General features: G+C 50.8%; 16 protein-coding genes. 4 read left to right on the top strand and 12 right to left on the bottom strand.

Annotation, left to right across the window (positions count from 1 at the left end; all coding sequences use genetic code 11):
* Positions 1–471 precede the first annotated feature (471 nt).
* A complete protein-coding gene (locus ABD920_RS15630; protein ID WP_345160363.1) occupies positions 472–660 on the bottom strand; it encodes a hypothetical protein in 189 nt (62 codons plus the stop codon).
* 167 nt (positions 661–827) lie between these two features.
* Here ABD920_RS15630 and ABD920_RS15625 point away from each other — a divergent pair, with 167 nt between their 5' ends.
* Genes ABD920_RS15625 through ABD920_RS15615 form a run of 3 tightly spaced genes read left to right on the top strand, consistent with a single transcriptional unit; the run spans position 828 to position 2,265 of the window.
* On the top strand, positions 828–1,115 hold the full coding sequence (locus ABD920_RS15625) for a hypothetical protein (RefSeq protein ID WP_345160361.1): 288 nt from the start codon (positions 828–830) through the stop codon (positions 1,113–1,115).
* Positions 1,112–1,429, top strand: a complete 318-nt coding sequence (locus ABD920_RS15620; protein WP_345160360.1) for a hypothetical protein — start codon at positions 1,112–1,114, stop codon at positions 1,427–1,429. The genes ABD920_RS15625 and ABD920_RS15620 overlap by 4 nt, the downstream gene beginning before the upstream one ends.
* A gap of 2 nt (positions 1,430–1,431) precedes the next feature.
* Positions 1,432–2,265: a formate/nitrite transporter family protein gene (locus ABD920_RS15615; RefSeq protein ID WP_345160358.1), complete on the top strand. Its 834-nt coding sequence runs from the start codon at positions 1,432–1,434 to the stop codon at positions 2,263–2,265.
* On the opposite strand, the gene ABD920_RS15610 is transcribed toward ABD920_RS15615, so the two are convergent.
* Both ABD920_RS15610 and ABD920_RS15605 read right to left on the bottom strand, forming a co-directional pair.
* Positions 2,262–2,471: an SHOCT domain-containing protein gene (locus ABD920_RS15610; protein ID WP_345160357.1), complete on the bottom strand. Its 210-nt coding sequence runs from the start codon at positions 2,469–2,471 to the stop codon at positions 2,262–2,264. The two genes, ABD920_RS15615 and ABD920_RS15610, sit on opposite strands and share 4 nt — an antisense overlap.
* Before the next feature lie 500 nt (positions 2,472–2,971).
* Entirely contained in the window at positions 2,972–3,979 is a 1,008-nt protein-coding gene (locus ABD920_RS15605; protein WP_345160356.1) for a potassium channel family protein, read from the bottom strand.
* A 548-nt stretch (positions 3,980–4,527) separates the two neighbouring features.
* Here ABD920_RS15605 and ABD920_RS15600 point away from each other — a divergent pair.
* Complete coding sequence (locus ABD920_RS15600; protein ID WP_345160354.1) at positions 4,528–7,107, top strand: multicopper oxidase domain-containing protein; 2,580 nt, start codon at positions 4,528–4,530, stop codon at positions 7,105–7,107.
* Positions 7,108–7,696: 589 nt separating this feature from the next.
* On the opposite strand, the gene ABD920_RS15595 is transcribed toward ABD920_RS15600, so the two are convergent.
* The 9 genes from ABD920_RS15595 to ABD920_RS15555 form a co-directional block, all read right to left on the bottom strand.
* Positions 7,697–7,828: a hypothetical protein gene (locus tag ABD920_RS15595; protein ID WP_345160351.1), complete on the bottom strand. Its 132-nt coding sequence runs from the start codon at positions 7,826–7,828 to the stop codon at positions 7,697–7,699.
* A 38-nt stretch (positions 7,829–7,866) separates the two neighbouring features.
* Positions 7,867–8,328: a hypothetical protein gene (locus ABD920_RS15590; protein ID WP_345160349.1), complete on the bottom strand. Its 462-nt coding sequence runs from the start codon at positions 8,326–8,328 to the stop codon at positions 7,867–7,869.
* A gap of 94 nt (positions 8,329–8,422) precedes the next feature.
* Entirely contained in the window at positions 8,423–8,884 is a 462-nt protein-coding gene (locus tag ABD920_RS15585; protein WP_345160348.1) for a hypothetical protein, read from the bottom strand.
* A 27-nt stretch (positions 8,885–8,911) separates the two neighbouring features.
* Positions 8,912–11,038, bottom strand: a complete 2,127-nt coding sequence (locus tag ABD920_RS15580) for a copper-translocating P-type ATPase (RefSeq protein WP_345160346.1) — start codon at positions 11,036–11,038, stop codon at positions 8,912–8,914.
* 176 nt (positions 11,039–11,214) lie between these two features.
* The gene (locus tag ABD920_RS15575) at positions 11,215–11,412 is read right to left on the bottom strand and encodes a helix-turn-helix domain-containing protein (protein ID WP_345160344.1); all 198 of its coding nucleotides are present in this window, start codon (positions 11,410–11,412) and stop codon (positions 11,215–11,217) included.
* A 166-nt stretch (positions 11,413–11,578) separates the two neighbouring features.
* Positions 11,579–12,040 carry a DinB family protein gene (locus ABD920_RS15570; RefSeq protein WP_345160343.1) on the bottom strand — a complete coding sequence of 154 codons (462 nt, stop codon included), beginning with the start codon at positions 12,038–12,040 and terminating at the stop codon, positions 11,579–11,581.
* An 85-nt stretch (positions 12,041–12,125) separates the two neighbouring features.
* Positions 12,126–13,193: a c-type cytochrome gene (locus ABD920_RS15565; RefSeq protein ID WP_345160341.1), complete on the bottom strand. Its 1,068-nt coding sequence runs from the start codon at positions 13,191–13,193 to the stop codon at positions 12,126–12,128.
* Between the two features lie 326 nt (positions 13,194–13,519).
* Positions 13,520–14,326: a CPBP family intramembrane glutamic endopeptidase gene (locus ABD920_RS15560; protein ID WP_345160339.1), complete on the bottom strand. Its 807-nt coding sequence runs from the start codon at positions 14,324–14,326 to the stop codon at positions 13,520–13,522.
* Positions 14,327–14,591: 265 nt separating this feature from the next.
* A complete protein-coding gene (locus ABD920_RS15555) occupies positions 14,592–15,443 on the bottom strand; it encodes a universal stress protein (RefSeq protein ID WP_345160337.1) in 852 nt (283 codons plus the stop codon).
* Between the last annotated feature and the right edge of the window lie 408 nt (positions 15,444–15,851).

The raw sequence follows: 15,851 nt of genomic DNA, 5'->3' as shown, positions 1-15,851 counted from the left end.
TATTTCCGCTTAACAACCTTTTAAAACAGCTTCTTAATTGTCGGAGTTTTGTAGGAGCCATTGTGGCTGTATATTTTGTGCACCCACACACGCAGGGGCTGCCAAAGCGAACGCAGCAGGTGGTTGAAATACATGAAAGATATGCTACCTACACTTTACGGCTTAGTGGCATCGGTCTTGTGCTAAAGTCGGTGAGCTACTTTTTTTTAACAGAAAACTAGCGGCAGAGTTGATCACGGCTTTAGTGATTGTTGCTGCAGCCACTTTTGTGAGTATGACCGGCCACTTTGGCTCGCAACTGGCTTATATAGAAGGAGTAGGGGCACAAGGCAGGTACTTAGAGCAGCACGAAAAATAGAACGCCGAGCAAAGATAACTATAAAGTTATTTAAACCGTCTGTAACAATACCTGGCTGATATAAAACGCTGGTTATCTTCGTTAAAGCTATAGACTATGAAAAATGACTTACTCTACGCCATGGCAGGTTTGCTGCTATGCTTCTCCTGCACCTCCACTCCATCCTCTGAAGAAGAAACAGACACGGCTACTGCATCCACAGAGCAGGTATTGATCGATTCGGTGGGGCTGCAACTGATCGCCTCTGACCTCGTCTCACCCGTTTTCCTGACACAGCCACCCAATGACGACAGGCTTTTCATCCTCGACCAGATAGGAGAGGTGCGCGTGGTGAAGGATAGCCAACTGCAGCCGGAGCCCTACTTGGACCTCAAGGGTAAAATTGTCAACCTAAAACCAGGAATCAAGGGGCCTGGGATGGGGTATTGCGCAGGCCGGTCACAATTTCATCATCGGCAACGCAGACAACATGCTGGACATGATTCCTGCGGCGGTGCTGGGGCACATGGGCAAACACGGGCCTATACTTCTGGTGGCGCAGGACAGCGTACCCAAAGCCGTAAACAGCTACCTCACCATGGTAAAACCTTTTCCGACAGGTCCGCAGGAAACCATTTTGAACTTTGCCTGGATCATCGGCGACACAGGCACCGTATCAGAGGCTACACAGCGGGAAGTAGATTTCCTGTTATCGCCCTTCAAGAATCCTAAGGCAGCTAAACCTCTTTCAGAAGCAGACACGTTACAACAGAAATGAAAAATACTACCGATAAGAAAGACGCAGACTTAATTGTAGGCTACACCAACTACGACCCGGAAGGGCACGTTATGTATCACCCTGCCATCCTGAAAATGGCCATCATCTGGGCTATAGTTTTTGGGTTTATACTTGGCTTCATGGGCTACATGATCTCTTCCGGTGCCTGGCCCATCCGAGACCTGGGGCAATATGCCACATCAGGTACTGCGGTAGGTACTTTTGTGGGCGCAGTGGTGGGTATTGCTTTAGGAGGGCTGATAGGGGCACTAATGGGCATGGGAAAGATGAAGCGTAAGAGCAGGAGCATATAGGTATGGCAGCCGAAAAAGAAGACTATGCCCATGAGCAGGTAAAAGAGATCGGTAATTCTCCTTCTGCCACAGCTATACATGATGCCATCTACAAGGAGGCAGAATCGGAGCTGGAGCGCCCTACATCCAACCTGTTCTGGTCTGGCCTGGCAGCAGGCTTGTCCATGAGTTTATCCATGATCGTGGAAGGCATTTTGGAGGCTTACCTGCCGGAGGCGAAATGGACGGTGCTGGTTTCCAGCTTCGGCTACAGCGTGGGCTTTGTTATTGTTATACTTGGCAAGCAGAAGCTTTTCACGGAGAACACACTTACACCCATCCTGCCGCTGCTGCACGATAAAACACTGGAAAAGTTCAGGAACGTGATGCGGCTGTGGGGCGTGGTGCTGTTAGCCAACCTGGTGGGTACATTACTGGTCGCCTTAACCGTAGCGCACACGTCGGCCTTTGACCCGCATATACTTGATACCTTTGCCAAGCTGGGTCATGAAGCCATGAAGCCGGGCTTTGGCACCGTGCTGCTGCGAGGTGTGTTTGCCGGCTGGCTTATTGCGCTGATGGTATGGCTGTTGCCTCACGCAGGCTCGGCTCGGGTGTGGATCGTTATACTTGTTACTTACGTGGTGGCCATCGGGCACTTCAGCCATGTCATCGCAGGGTCTATGGAAACTTTTACCATTGCTGCTATGGGGGAGACCACTTGGGGAGATGTGCTGCTAACCTATACCTTACCTGCTCTGATCGGGAACATACTTGGGGGTGTCGTGCTGGTAGCGGCAATCAACCATGCGCAGACACAATCTGGTGAGAAAGAAAAGTCGCATACGCAGGCTTAGCTGCCTTTTTCCAGTTCTCTTTTTCGGATGTTATACTCTGCTGTGTCTATCTCCCCGGCAGCATACCTGCGCTTAAGTATGTCAAGGGGAGTTTCTTTGCTGGTACGTTTACTCCGGATGTACCAGAAAAAAGCAAAGATGATGATAGCAACTATGATCCAGAACATCCACCAGAACCAATGCATGACCCAAAAATCATCGTCCATGTGCCACATGATTCGCTTCTTTTGGTTATTGATTGGTTTTACGTTTTTACAGGAAGGTTGTAGGTGGAAATTGCTTTTTAGTTTCGGCTGATTCCAGTAGAAGTAACTCTCATGAAATCAGGATTTCATAGCGTGAGCGTCCACGCTCGTGTTTACTATAGTTTGGGCCTCTGGCCCAGTCGGGTTAAAACCAAAGTTAGCGAGAGAGTAAACAAGGAAGATGCTCTGAAGTTTTAGTTATCGCCGACTACCGCTGATTCGGATTTGCAATCAGAATTATTTTTATTGCGGATTTGTAATCCGCCTTGCAAAGGCTGCTGCAAACCGATTAAACATTCCCGAGCTGAAGGTGCAGCTGCAACGGATTTCAAATCCGATGACTACTAAAGATTCGGATTACAAATCCTATGACTACCAAATATCCGGTTTGCAAATCCGAATCAGCAACAGGGAGCAAAAGCAATGACAGCAGCTACAGACAATCTTCCCAAAAAGTATAATTAATCACCAGAACCATAAACCTGTTTCCACGACCAGCCGTCTTTTTCCAGCAGTGCCGTAAGCAGTTTACGGCGATCCTTCTGCTCTCGCTCAAATACCTGCTTTACCTGTTCCGTATTTTCCTGCAGCAGGCCCTGCTTTTGTAGTGGCTCCAGGACTGGCGTTGGGGCATCTGAATGAGCTTCATCGTTTTTGAGAAAGCTCTCCCGCATCGTTTCCAGGTAAGTATCCAGTGTGGTCTGCAGCATCTCCATCTTCAACTCATCCTTTGAAGAAGTACATTTGAGCAGGTGAAACGCTTCGTCGAGCAGCACAATGGCAGGGGTAATGGCCAACTTCACCTTGTTGTTGTGGAAGTAGTGGATAACCGGGTAGGAGTGGTGGTTCATGGTGTGCTGCATCAGCATCTGGCACAGGTCCGAAACGGTATCAAAAAAGGAAGAGAAGTCTTTCCCGTTCCAGCTGTTGAGAATTAGCTGCTGTGGTGTTTTGCCCATGCCACTGATGTATAAACTTAGCTTGCTTTGTAGCCCAACTGCAGAGAGTACGGGCACAAAATAAGTGATGGAAGCGGTAATAAAGGCCAGCCCGGAAAAAGCGGCAAGGCTGGTGACGATGCGCCAGGAATCAGTAGTAGCTATATAATCTCCCACACCCAGTGTAGAGAGCGTGAAGCCGGCGTAGTAAAGCTTTTCTAGGGGAGTAGCAACAACGAGAGTGCTACTTTTCACGATGGAGTTTTTGTCAGAAAGCAGCATCAGGAACATGCCGCCCCAAAGGCCGATGATCCAGACCAGGAGTATGGATATCAGTACAGCAGGGCCTGCGTAACTAAGCAGCTTTGATCTGCCGTTTTTCCCTGAGGCAACGAAAAACACATTCCAGACCCCCTTCGAGACGGCACTGGTGATCTTTCCTCCGCCGTTGGAGGAGAAGGTTGTCTTGATCAGGTCCATCACCGTCAGTACAAAAAGAAGGATGCCCAAAACAAGGTAGAGGTAGTTCATAAAACCATTGTTGTTTCTGTCTGCTAAACGGGTAGAGGGGCTCAGGAGTTGAGAGGACTAACCTGATGGCTATGCTGCAGAAGTCAATATAGATGGAGCGAATCTCCGGATTCTTGATTAACAGTGGGTGTTGAGTCTTTGACTCCAAGGGCCGGAGAACTACCTTTTTTAAGTTATACCGCCAGTTTTAGCGCAGCGGGAACTGGTGGTAATGGTTAAAGCCAGTTTGTAAAGGCGTAAACGTTGGATAGGTAAAACGTCAGTTACAAACTGACCTCATGTGAAGCCGTAAGCTGCGCTAACGCTAAACTTACGGCATGTGCACGATCCTTAATATACTAAACTTCATATCCCAGAAAAGTTATAGAACAGGAACAGGAGAGAACGCTCGCGCCATGGCTGAGCACTTAATCGGCTCTGAATCAGAACATGGTCTGAAATCAATAAGTATAACAGTATAAGCAGATCTAATTACCGAATATAGTAAGTCTGCCGAAGAGCCTGATTTAAGTCAGTTTGCCATTAACATAACATTGAAAATATACGCTGTGAAAAGTTCATACTCCTACATCCTGATCTTAATCCTTACCGCACTTTTTTCATACTTTCCCAAAGATACTGCAGCACAGCCCGATACCGTGGTCTACAACCTGACAGTTGACCAGGAGCAGGTGAAGATTGCCGGGAAGAAAAGTATGGGCATGACCATCAACGGCATGATTCCCGGCCCGACCCTGCGGTTTAAGATCGGCGACTATGCGGTTATTCATGTGACGAACAAGATGGACGTGGAGACCTCTATCCATTGGCACGGCATCCTGTTGCCCAACTTTTTTGACGGGGTACCTTACCTGACCACACCACCCGTTGAGCCGGTCACTACCTTTACGTATGAGTTTGAGCTAAAGCATACCGGTACGTACTGGTACCATTCCCACACCGGCCTGCAGGAGCAGATGGGGGTATACGGATCAATTGTGATCGAGGACCGGGAGCAAAAACTGGAGTATGACTCTGACCTGGTGATCGTGCTGTCGGACTGGACCTATGAAAGACCAACAAACGTCCTGAAGACGCTGAAGCGGGGACTTGAAATATACGACATCCAGAAAGGCACTTCCACGCCATTAAGTATGGTAATCGCCAGGGGCGCATTGGGTGCACAGCTCAACTTCTGGAAGCAGCGGATGGAGGGTGCCGACATCGCCGATGTGTACTACCCGGCCTTTCTTAGTAACGGGCAGCTGGTACGGGAGTATCCGGAATATAAACCGGGGCAAAAGGTAAGGCTTCGGGTGATCAATGCTGCTGCCTCCAGCCAGTTCTGGCTCACCTTCGGAGGGGATACACCGCTGTTAATTGCCGCCGATGGCCCTGACGTGGTACCTGTAAAGCGAGACAAAACCTTTATCGCAGTAGCCGAGACATACGATTTTATAGTAACCATTCCGCAGAACGGTAAACTGGAAATGAAGGCCACCGCGCAGGACGGCTCCGGCCATACTTCTACGTTGCTCGGCCAGGGACCTGTTATACCTGCACCGGATGTTCCCCGACCTGATAAGATCGCCATGATGCAGCAGATGGCAGCCATGGATATGAAAATGGGCGCTCCGGCCACCAAGTTCAACCCCAGCGAGGAAGAGCCTTACGAGATGATGAAGGAGTGGGGAATGGACATGGACGGTGAGATGCAGATGGAGGAAGGTACGCACATGGACCACAGAAAAAGTATGGAGCATAATTCTAAACCTGAAGAGCAGAAGAAGCCCACACATCAGCATGACATGGAGATGAAGCAGGATACGGCGGGTGCTAAAAAGATGGACCACTCTAAGATGAATCATCAGATGGGGGAGCAGAAAAGGGAGATGCAGATGCCAAAAGACACCACCGCTGCAAAGGGTATGGACCACGCCAAAATGGGCCACACCATGCACGATAAGGAAATGCAGAAAGACACCGCCGCTGCCGTGGAAATGGATCATTCAAAAATGGACCACAGCAAACATGGTAAAGCTGCTGATACCACGCATATGAACCAGCCGGAAGCCAGGAAGGGGATAGGGATGCAGCACGAGGGGATGCCTGGTATGGACATGTTTTCTGAGTATAACTATAACTATTTGAAAGCTCCCGTGCCAACCGACTTTGCTGAAGGCAAGCCTGTGCGTGAGATCCTCCTGAACCTGACTGGAAACATGGTGCGCTACATCTGGAGCATGAATGGGGTTCCGCTGAAAGAGGCAGACAAAATCAAAATTCTAAAGGGTGAGGTGGTTCGCATTACGCTCAACAACCTGACCATGATGCACCACCCGATGCACCTGCACGGCCACTTCTTCAGGGTAATAAATGAACATGGGGAATACTCGCCGCTCAAGCATACGGTAAACGTGGCGCCGATGCAAAAGGTGGTGCTCGAGTTCGACGCCAACGATTACGGCGACTGGTTTTTCCACTGCCATATCCTGTACCACCTGGATGCGGGTATGGCCCGAATTTTCAGCTATGACACCGTCCGCGACCCGCGACTGAAAGGCTACCCGCTTCGGATCCTGACAAACAAGAGCAACCATTTCTTTTTCTGGGGAGCCGTGGACGCAGCCTCGCACATGGGGGAAACAAGGATGGTGCTGTCGAACCTGCGGAACCAGTTCACCTTGTCGGCGGAGTATGGCTGGAACAAGAACCTGGAGGCAGAGTTTACCTACGGCAGGTTCCTGTACGATTATCTAAATATTTTTGTAGGGGTGAATGCGGAAAACGTGGAAGAGGATAGTATGGATAAAGTGGAGACCACCGCCATTGCTGGCATCCGGTACCTGACGCCCTACATGTTCAACCTCGACCTGCGGGTAGACAACAAGCTTCGCCCGGAAATAAGGGTAGGCAGGGAAGTGCTTATTTTGCCGCGAACCTTCCTGTTTGGCGAGTATGAATACCAGGCAGACTTTGGTTGGGTAAATGACTTTGAGCCGGAGGAAGGCACGGTTAAAGTGGATAACTACCGGAGCGAAACAACCTGGAACGTGGGGCTTGAATACCTGGTGTCCAAGACCTTTTCGTTGATGGGCAGCTACGACAACCGCTTTGGAGCAGGCGGCGGTTTAACAGTGAGGTTTTAATCTTAGTCTTCGCCTCGGCGATTCAATTTAGATGTTGGTTAGCTGCCACTCCTACTTCCTTATACCATTATCAACTGAATACTGCGCACGAAGATGTTCTATAGAACCCACCCCTGCCCCTCCGAGGAGGGGAATCTGCAGACAAGCAAATTGCAATGCGCATGAACCAACTGATAGTCGTATTATTCACAATATGAGCAATAATACTATGCGAACCCCCAGACAAGTGCTTGAAGACCACCTTGAAAAATCTAAAACAGGCTCCGTAAAGACCTGAAGCTAAACTTTTCAGAGGACGTTGTGATGCTGACTACTTTTGAGGTCTACTGTAGTGTAATAGCCACTATATGACCTGACACAGTTGCTAAATTTGATTGAAGCAAGATTACAGGTTCATTTCTCTTTCGCAACCCCTCCATATTTAAGCGGGAGGGGATTACGAAAGAGAAATGTTAGGTTAGAACTGTCAGTTAATATATTGTTCGATTGTGCAGAATGTCAGCTTACATCTTGACTATTACAACTGTAGGCTCCCCCATTTTAGAACTACCTTGGAGAAGAAGATTCAACAAATTTGAACTCTATCCTGCTAACTCCAATCCTCAAAACCTAATTCCTCCGACGATTTCTGAACAAGTTCGTAGCGCCCGTATATCGCAAACTTATCGCTTTGGAGGTTAGACTCCAACAGGAAAGAATGCTCCTTATGGTGCTCATCCACATAGTTATAGCCCCAGTTCAAAGAGCCGGTCGACTGTGCTATTTTTTCATGCCTGCTTTCATGTTGTTCATCATTTTTTGATAGCAGGCCTCATCCATCATACCTTTCTGCTGCATATGTTGCATCATGTTCTGCATCATCTGCTGATTGTTCATCATCATCTGCGACATCATCCGGCAGTTGGCAGAATCCTGTTCGCAAGCAGTCATCATCTGCTGCATCATATCGTGCATGTTCTCCTGGTTCATCCTGCCCATTCCCTGCATTCCTGCGCTGTCGCCCATCATTTGGCCACGCCCCATCATGCCTTCTCCCATCATCATACCTCCTTCAGGATGTTGGCGCATCGTCTGCATCATTTCCTGGCGCATCTCCGGGTTATCCATAATCGTGGCGTATACTTCCTTACGCTGTGCCTCGGTGTCCATCACTTCCTGGACGGTCGCCTCCCGCTGGCAACTGGTTGCTGTTAACAGGAAGAGCACCACAACTGCTGACATAAAGTTTTTCATAGTATAGAAATTTAATCTGTGTTAAATAAAGTTTATATGTGTTTTGCGCGTTCGCTTTTCGGCGATACAACGGTGATAGTTTTTAAGTGAGATGCGGCCGGACAATACAGGAACTAACCCAACAGGCAATAATCGGTAGCACCATAAGCTGTAGCAGGGGAAAAAGCCCCACGCGAAGAACAGGTACAATGGGCATGACCTCAGTGTAAGACCACTCGCCCCCCTGTAGAGCCCATTTTTCAAACCATACGGCTAACAGCCCACCGAGAAGCGTGAGGAATAAATATTGCCACGGCCCTGCACCCATTGGCCAGTACAGGTTCTGATTGTAAGCTACCAATAACAGGTAAAGTAGCAGGATAACCAGCGCATCAACCACAGCGGCAACAAAGCATATCTTTAAATGGCTGTAAAACCCACTATAATCGAGGTAAAGCGGAGCCTGCGCATTCTCCCAGATCAGGTTCAGCAGAAACCCGTCCAAAAGCACAAGTCCGCTTGCCCTCAGGGTGCCTCGAATGCTGGCTGAATGCTTTTTCTTCATGGGCAGCTTCTTTATGAGTCCAGCGTATTATTTGATCTCCCTCCGCAGCAGCTGCGCGTTGATGGCCACGATCACCGTGCTCAGGCTCATCAGCGCCGCCCCGACAGCGGGCGAGATCATGATTCCCTGCTGGTACAACACGCCCGCGGCCAGCGGCAGCGCGATCACGTTATAGCCGGTGGCCCAGATCAAGTTCTGGATCATCTTGCGGTAGGTGGCCTTGCCGAAAAGGATGAGCGAGGCGATGTCCTGGGGGTTGCTGTTCACCAGGATGATGTCGGCGGTCTCGGCGGCTACATCCGTGCCGGAGCCTACGGCGATGCCCACATCGGCCTGCGCCAGGGCAGGGGCGTCGTTCACGCCGTCGCCCGTCATGGCCACGAATTCCCCCTGTGCCTGCAGTTCCTTCACTTTCTCCTGCTTCTGGTGCGGCAGCACATTGGCCAGGTAGCCGTCCATGCCCAACTTGTCGCTCACGCTTTTGGCCACGCGCTCGTTGTCGCCGGTGAGCAGCAGGTTCCTGATGCCGTGCGCTTTCAGCACCTTTATCGCGCCCGCAGACTCTTCCCGGATCTGGTCGCGCATGGTGATATAGCCCACGGGTTGTTTGTCCACCAGCACATACACCACCGTTTCCACGCCTTCCTCGGCTTCGCTGGCGGGTACTTGTATGTTAAATTCCTTGATGTAGTTTGGGCCGACCACTTTCACGTCCTTGCCCTCTACCTTTCCCTCCAGCCCTTTGCCAGGCAGGTAGTTGAACGCTTCTGAGGGCGGCACAGAGATGCCCGCTTCCTTCACCTTGCGCAGGATGCCCTGAGAGATAAAGTGCTCCGAGTTCTGCTCCACGCTTGCCGCCAGGCGCAGCATCTCCCGTTCGTCGAGGGTGTTAGGGAAGGTGATCACGGCGGCGATCTCATGGGAACCCTGGGTGAGGGTGCCGGTTTTGTCGAATATGACAGTGGTGATCTTGCGGGAGTTCTCGAAGGCGGTGCGGTTGCGGATCAGCAGGCCGTTGTTAGCTGAAACAGCCGTGGAAATAGCCACCACCAGCGGAATGGCCAGCCCCAATGCGTGCGGACAGGAGATGACCATGACGGTGACCATGCGCTCCAGGGCAAAGGAGAACTCCTGCCCCAGCAGCAGCCAAGCCGCCAGCGTGCCGAAGCCGGCGGTGAGGGCCACGTAGGTCAGCCACTTGGCGGCTCGGTCGGCGAGGCGCTGCGTCTCCGACTTTGTCTTCTGCGCCTCCTGCACCAGCGTGATCACCTTGTTTAGGTAACTTTCTTTGCCCGTGTGCTCCACCCGCACCCGCAGCGAACCGTTGCCGTTGATGGAGCCACCGATCACTTTCTCGCCCTTCGTTTTCTTCACCGGTTTGCTCTCGCCGGTCAGCATGCTCTCGTTCAGGTGGCTTTCGCCGTCCTCCACCATGCCGTCGGCCGGCACCTTCTCCCCGGGTTTCACCAGGATCAGGTTCCCTTTCTGCAGGTCCTCGATGCGCACCTTTACGGTTTCGCCGTCCCTGATGAGCATGGCCTCTGCCGGCATCATACTCACCAGCAGCTCCAGCGCCCTGGAAGCTCCCAGCACCGAGCGCATCTCGATCCAATGCCCCAGCAGCATGATCACGATCAGCGTGGCCAACTCCCAGAAAAAATCCATGCCTGGCAGCCCGAACGCCACAGCCGAACTATAGCCGTAGGCCACGGTGATGGCCACGCCGATCAGCGTCATCATCCCCGGCGATCCTTTCTTCACTTCCTCCACAAGCCCCGTCAGGAAGGGCCAGCCCCCGTAGAAATAGATGACGCTGGAAAGGGCGAAGGCGATATACATGCTGTAGGGGATGTCCAGTGAGAAGCCTAGGATGTGCTGCACCATCGGGCTCAGGACGATGACAGGGACAGAGAGCGCCAGCGAGATCCAGAACCGCTTCCTGAAGTCTTCGATCATCATGCGGTGGTGGTCGTGCCCGCCCTCACCGTAGCCTCCGTGACCTTCGTGGGGCGGATGGCCGCCAGTGTCACTTTCCATGGCTTCACTGTGGCCGTGCAGCGTCTTTTCCTCCAGCCGCTCCGTTACCTGGTCTTTCTGCTGTTGAGCTTCATGACGGTGGCTTTTGTTTGTGTGGTGGTGCTGGTCGTGGTCCATATCCTGTTATTAAAAAGGTGCTTTTACCTTTGTTTATAGATAAAATATAGACATATTTCATCTATATAAAATATAGGCGCTCACTATATATACGGCTATCATAATTCCACGCCGAATAGACTTTGTTAAAGAAAAAATTTGCGTTTATATATTCTTTACCAAAGAAAATCAATTCGCTAAGTATTTAACAAGTTGATAGGTTTTCGGGCCGGGCCTCCCTGATTGCGGTAGCGGCTTGGGGTAACGCCCATCACTTCCTTGAATTGGGCCGACAGGTGCTGCACACTCCTGTAGCCCAGCCGATTAGCGATCTCGCTTACACTCTGCTCCTTGTATTGCAGGAGCTCTTTGATCCGATCTGTTTTATGCAGCATTACTTAGCGGCTCAGGGATATGTCCTCGGTAGCTTTGAAGGTGGCGCCGCTTGTATTGTTGTCATTTGTGAAGAAGCCTGGTTGATCAAATCCGACAGAAAAGTCTGTTATATCCTGTGGAGGTGAACAGAGGCGTGAACATCAGTCTGCTATATATAGCCATTCGTTACAGCGCAGGCTGCCCATACTTCAGGATCATCGCTAACTGCCCGGCATGGTAGGCCGTGTGCGAAACTATCCTGCCCAGTGCTTCCGCCTTGCTTTTCTCCCCGAATTCTTTTGTCGTGATTTTTTCCTCCCACGAATCGTCCGGCTGCCGGCTTAGCACGGCTGACAGCTGCTCAAAAGCTGACTGCTGGTAGTCCTTGAGGTCCTGCAGGTCTGTCCACTGGCCGGTGTCGTGTTGGTCAATGACTGTTTTGGCAACTACTTTTATGTCCGGGGCATTGAATACATTCTTGGCGAAAAGCAACTCCACATCGGCTATATGCCTGATCAGGAAACCGGCGGAGTTGGGGGCAGGCGCCAGCTTCTTTGCCAGGTCGCTTGCTGTTAGCGCAGGTAGTTGCCTGCTGAACCGTGTCCTGGCTTCTTGCCACTGTTGGATAAAAAAGGCAGTTGTACTCATTTAATCTTTGGCATAATATAGCTTTATATATGGCAACAGTAGCGGGTACCACTAAAAAACGCGAGGCTGCCCAAATCAACTCTTCTTACCGGGCTTTTTCCTTCGCTTCCATTATCTGCTGAAACGGTCCATACTTGTGCCGCTTTTCATCAAACTTATCAGTGTACGGGCCAAAAGGATGATCAAACGGCTTTTTGGAGATGTCAGGCCAGTCTTTACGAATATCCTTTTGGGGGCGTGGCATGCTGTTGACATAGGCCGCCAGGTCCCAGGCCTCCTCATCTGTCAGCATGGGGCTAGCATACGTTGCGCCAAGCGGCATGTTGGCTTTTACATACTTGGCAAAGTTTGAGATTCGGTACAAACCGGCGCCGTCGTTGTAGCTGTTCGCGCTCCAGAGTGGCGGAAACTGGTATTCTGCGCTCCCCACCGGCTTCATCCCTTCGCCAGCCTGGCCGTGGCAAACCTGGCATTTCTGAACATACACCGCTTTGCCGTTTTCAGGGCTTGCCGCTCTGTCCAGCAGTGCAATCGGCATCAGGCCCGAACCGGGTACTTTCTCCTCTTTTTTTACATCCTTGCCGACCCATTTTATATAAGCCACCATCGCCTGCATTTCCTTTGAGTCAGCAGCCAGCGCCTTGCCATTCAGGCTACGCTCAAAGCAATCATTGACGCGTTTCACCACATCCTCTTCCTTACCCGACCTGGCACGGACTTTAGGGTAAGTGGAGGCGACGAGAGAATAGTTGTTGCCGTAGGGTTTAGTGCCTGCATCAAGATGGCAGTTCTGGCAGTTCATCCCGTTGGATAAATGCAGCACGCTTCCTTCAGGGCCAAGGTATTTGGCGGTATGGGCCACAAGTTCACGGCCATAGCGTATCTGGTCGCCTTCCGGGGTAGCCGGTAACGAGGCAAGGTCGGGTGCTCTCCACATAACATCAGCCTGCGGGGCAGGGGTGCCGGCAGCCGCTGGCGCTGTAGTTTGTACAGGCTCATCTGAGGTTAGCTGTGGCAACGACAGGTCGGGTTGGTAAAAGAGCAGCAAAACAATGATACCCAGCAGCAGTAAGACCGCTAAGCTGCTAAGTCCTACCACATTGGCCACTTTTACCAAAAAGCCTATAAATTGCTGTTCCTGGTTTAGTTTCATGTGAGTTTTCAGTAAAGTTTTAGGGTTTATCCTATTTCAGGGTATATCCAAGATAAATGCTTTCCTCTTTATTGTATGTGACTTAAATCACACAGACCCGGTGTGGTAGTTGAACTTTGTCTTAGGCAGGTGGCGAAAGCTTGATCTTACTTCTGAGCCTTTGAAGGCAAGTGCATTTGAGGGTGATAAGCAGGACTATTGTGAATGGATATGCCTGTGGCCAGTTGTTAACGGCTTCTATTCTTGTATACGAATAACAGGTGATAATTGGAAGCTGCCGATGCGACTAATCAGGTTGCGCCCTCCGTTTTGCCCGTTTGTACGGGCTATATTCTTAACAAGAAAATCCTTTTATTCTGAAGAACCAGGAACAAAGCGATGACCAGCAGCCATATAAACTGAACAAGCTCCGTGAAGGGGGAAATCCGGATGATCGTGCCCGCGTAGTTTATCATAAAGTGGAAAAGGATGGCCGCCAGGATGCTTCTCCTGTTTGCATAGTAAAGCCAGGTATACAGGATCGACAGCGGGAACAAATTGCCGAAGAAGGTAAAAAGCAGCAGGGGGCTGGCAATAAATCCTTGTAAGGGATACCCTTCCACAAAGAACAAAGGCACATGCCATATACCCCACACCAGTGCAATGATAAAACTGCTCTGCAGCCCGCTAAAGTCGTTCCGCAAGCTTTCCAGCAGGTACCCCCGCCACCCGATTTCTTCGGGTAAAGGGCCAACAAGCAGTGTATAGGCCAGGAAAGTAAAAAAGTAGGGGGCGCTTCGCGTTGCTTCTTCTGACAATTGAAGTTGGTGGAAAGAGTAACCTGCCAATGTAGAGACAAGGACCGATAGCAGCGGTAACATAACCGGAACCAGCACGATAAACAGGTAGCCTCTCACGGAGATCAGCCTGAAGTCGATGATCCGGTTGAGAAAAATTCGCTTCACCCTATCCGGCTTGTTTCGTAGCAGCAGCCAGGCGCTGACAGCCGGCCCCAGCAGCCCCAGCAGGAGCAACCCTTTCACAACGCCAGCGTCGAAGCCTTTTTGTGAGAGCAGCGCAACAACCCAGGGCCCCCAGGAAAGGAGCAGGGCCAGGGGAATAAACAACCGATGCTGGTCAATCCTGCTTGACATCGTGATGGTTTTATCCGATGTTATATACAGCGATGTCCTGTATGATCTATCGCTGACAACATTGAGGCGATTCCATTAATCCACCTTCTTTAGCGTTCAGCTACTCAGAAAACCTGGTAAGAGCACCGCTGCACCCGATCTTCGGGAGCGGGTGTCTTAGAGGAGCCTTGCCTAAAAGGGACTGCGCATTTAAAAGCCCGTTTGTCAATAACGCTCCCGTCTGGCTATCCTCCCTGATAAGGTCTCAATTTACCTCCTACAGCAGCTAGATGCGGTAATGAATGATCAGGAGCGGCAGGTACGTATGGTATGCCATCTCAAGGCTATAATCCTGGCTGAACATATGCTCCCAGAAGTTCCGGGGGTGATATCCCATCACCAGTAGGTTGGCTTGGTGCCGGTGGCAGAACTGACTGATGCCGTCCTCCAGATGGGCGCTGGCCTCGGTGTGGAAACTCACGTTTTTATAGGGGAGGCTTTTGTGCAGCCGCTCTAACTCCTCCTGGGCCAGTTGCTGGTTGTCGTGCAAGGCCTCTGTCAGGACGTGCAGGAAAAGTATCTCGGCTTCGAACAGGCCGGCAATTTTCGAAACGAACGCCACATCGGTAAAAGGCTCGCCATGCAGGTCCGTGGCGAACACGATCTTATAAACAGGCTTGAAAACAGCCTGGCGCGGGATGAACAAAACGGGGCAGGGCGATTTTTTTATCACTTCGGCCGTTACCGAACCGAAGAAGGCCTCTTTCATACCTTCCGGCCGCTCGTACCCAACCACCACCAGGTCGGCCCGTTCCTGGTGGGCCAGCTGCGGAATTGTCTCGCCGGGCAGGCCATACCCGATTTTCTCCTCATACGCCACCGGGATTCCCCACTCGACATCCTCCAGGCTTTTTCGGAGCCCATCCAGCTTCAGTTTCTGTTCCTGGTGGTACTTCGGGTCCCGGGCAGGTTGACTGCCTGGCAGGGCGCCCGTTGCGGAGGATTGCTCCCCAGCCGATTCATATATGTTGTGAAACAGCACAATGCGGGAATTCATGCGCTGGGCGAGCTCGTCGGCGTAGCGAATGGCATTCAGGGAACTGGGGGAAAAATCGGTCGGGCAGAGGATGATTTCCATAACGGGTTCTTTATATAGAATAGTAAGCTCCCTAATTATTCTTACGATAAACAGATGATAGACAGTATATTAAATCCCATTGAAGTCATGGCCTTTGTTATCATTCTATTTACTACCAGCAGATGCTGTTTTCGTGCCAGCTACAGCTTTCGTTGTTGCCCCGGTAAGCCGCTATATACCCGGACTTCCTTTGGATACTGCGTTGAAAAATCGAAATTTAGAAATAAAATACGTTTGATTTAGACTTTATCATTTACTTATATTCTGAAAATTCGTTATAAGTAGGAAGCACCCCGGGAAATCAGCTGTCGCTTTTGTGCATTGTTTCCTTAGGGAGCTGTAAGCGAAATAGATCAGCTGAATCTCTGTGTAGGTGCAGGTGCTGGCAACGCGCAGCTTTTCTCTCTC

The organism is Pontibacter saemangeumensis (assembly GCF_039541895.1).
GTDB lineage: Bacteria > Bacteroidota > Bacteroidia > Cytophagales > Hymenobacteraceae > Pontibacter > Pontibacter saemangeumensis.
Note: the sequence above shows the minus strand (reverse complement) of the source record. Positions and strands in the feature narration are given on the sequence as shown.

Excerpts from the sequence above, each read along its gene's own strand:
- ABD920_RS15605 (WP_345160356.1), bottom strand. The coding sequence starts at position 3,979 with ATGAACTACCTCTACCTTGTTTTGGGCATCCTTCTTTTTGTACTGACG.
- ABD920_RS15615 (WP_345160358.1), top strand. The coding sequence starts at position 1,432 with ATGGCAGCCGAAAAAGAAGACTATGCCCATGAGCAGGTAAAAGAGATC.
- ABD920_RS15575 (WP_345160344.1), bottom strand. The coding sequence starts at position 11,412 with ATGCTGCATAAAACAGATCGGATCAAAGAGCTCCTGCAATACAAGGAG.
- ABD920_RS15585 (WP_345160348.1), bottom strand. The coding sequence starts at position 8,884 with ATGAAGAAAAAGCATTCAGCCAGCATTCGAGGCACCCTGAGGGCAAGC.
- ABD920_RS15610 (WP_345160357.1), bottom strand. The coding sequence starts at position 2,471 with ATGGACGATGATTTTTGGGTCATGCATTGGTTCTGGTGGATGTTCTGG.
- ABD920_RS15555 (WP_345160337.1), bottom strand. The coding sequence starts at position 15,443 with ATGGAAATCATCCTCTGCCCGACCGATTTTTCCCCCAGTTCCCTGAAT.
- ABD920_RS15620 (WP_345160360.1), top strand. The coding sequence starts at position 1,112 with ATGAAAAATACTACCGATAAGAAAGACGCAGACTTAATTGTAGGCTAC.
- ABD920_RS15590 (WP_345160349.1), bottom strand. The coding sequence starts at position 8,328 with ATGTCAGCAGTTGTGGTGCTCTTCCTGTTAACAGCAACCAGTTGCCAG.
- ABD920_RS15580 (WP_345160346.1), bottom strand. The coding sequence starts at position 11,038 with ATGGACCACGACCAGCACCACCACACAAACAAAAGCCACCGTCATGAA.
- ABD920_RS15630 (WP_345160363.1), bottom strand. The coding sequence starts at position 660 with ATGAAAAGCCTGTCGTCATTGGGTGGCTGTGTCAGGAAAACGGGTGAG.
- ABD920_RS15560 (WP_345160339.1), bottom strand. The coding sequence starts at position 14,326 with ATGTCAAGCAGGATTGACCAGCATCGGTTGTTTATTCCCCTGGCCCTG.
- ABD920_RS15570 (WP_345160343.1), bottom strand. The coding sequence starts at position 12,040 with ATGAGTACAACTGCCTTTTTTATCCAACAGTGGCAAGAAGCCAGGACA.
- ABD920_RS15565 (WP_345160341.1), bottom strand. The coding sequence starts at position 13,193 with ATGAAACTAAACCAGGAACAGCAATTTATAGGCTTTTTGGTAAAAGTG.
- ABD920_RS15625 (WP_345160361.1), top strand. The coding sequence starts at position 828 with ATGCTGGACATGATTCCTGCGGCGGTGCTGGGGCACATGGGCAAACAC.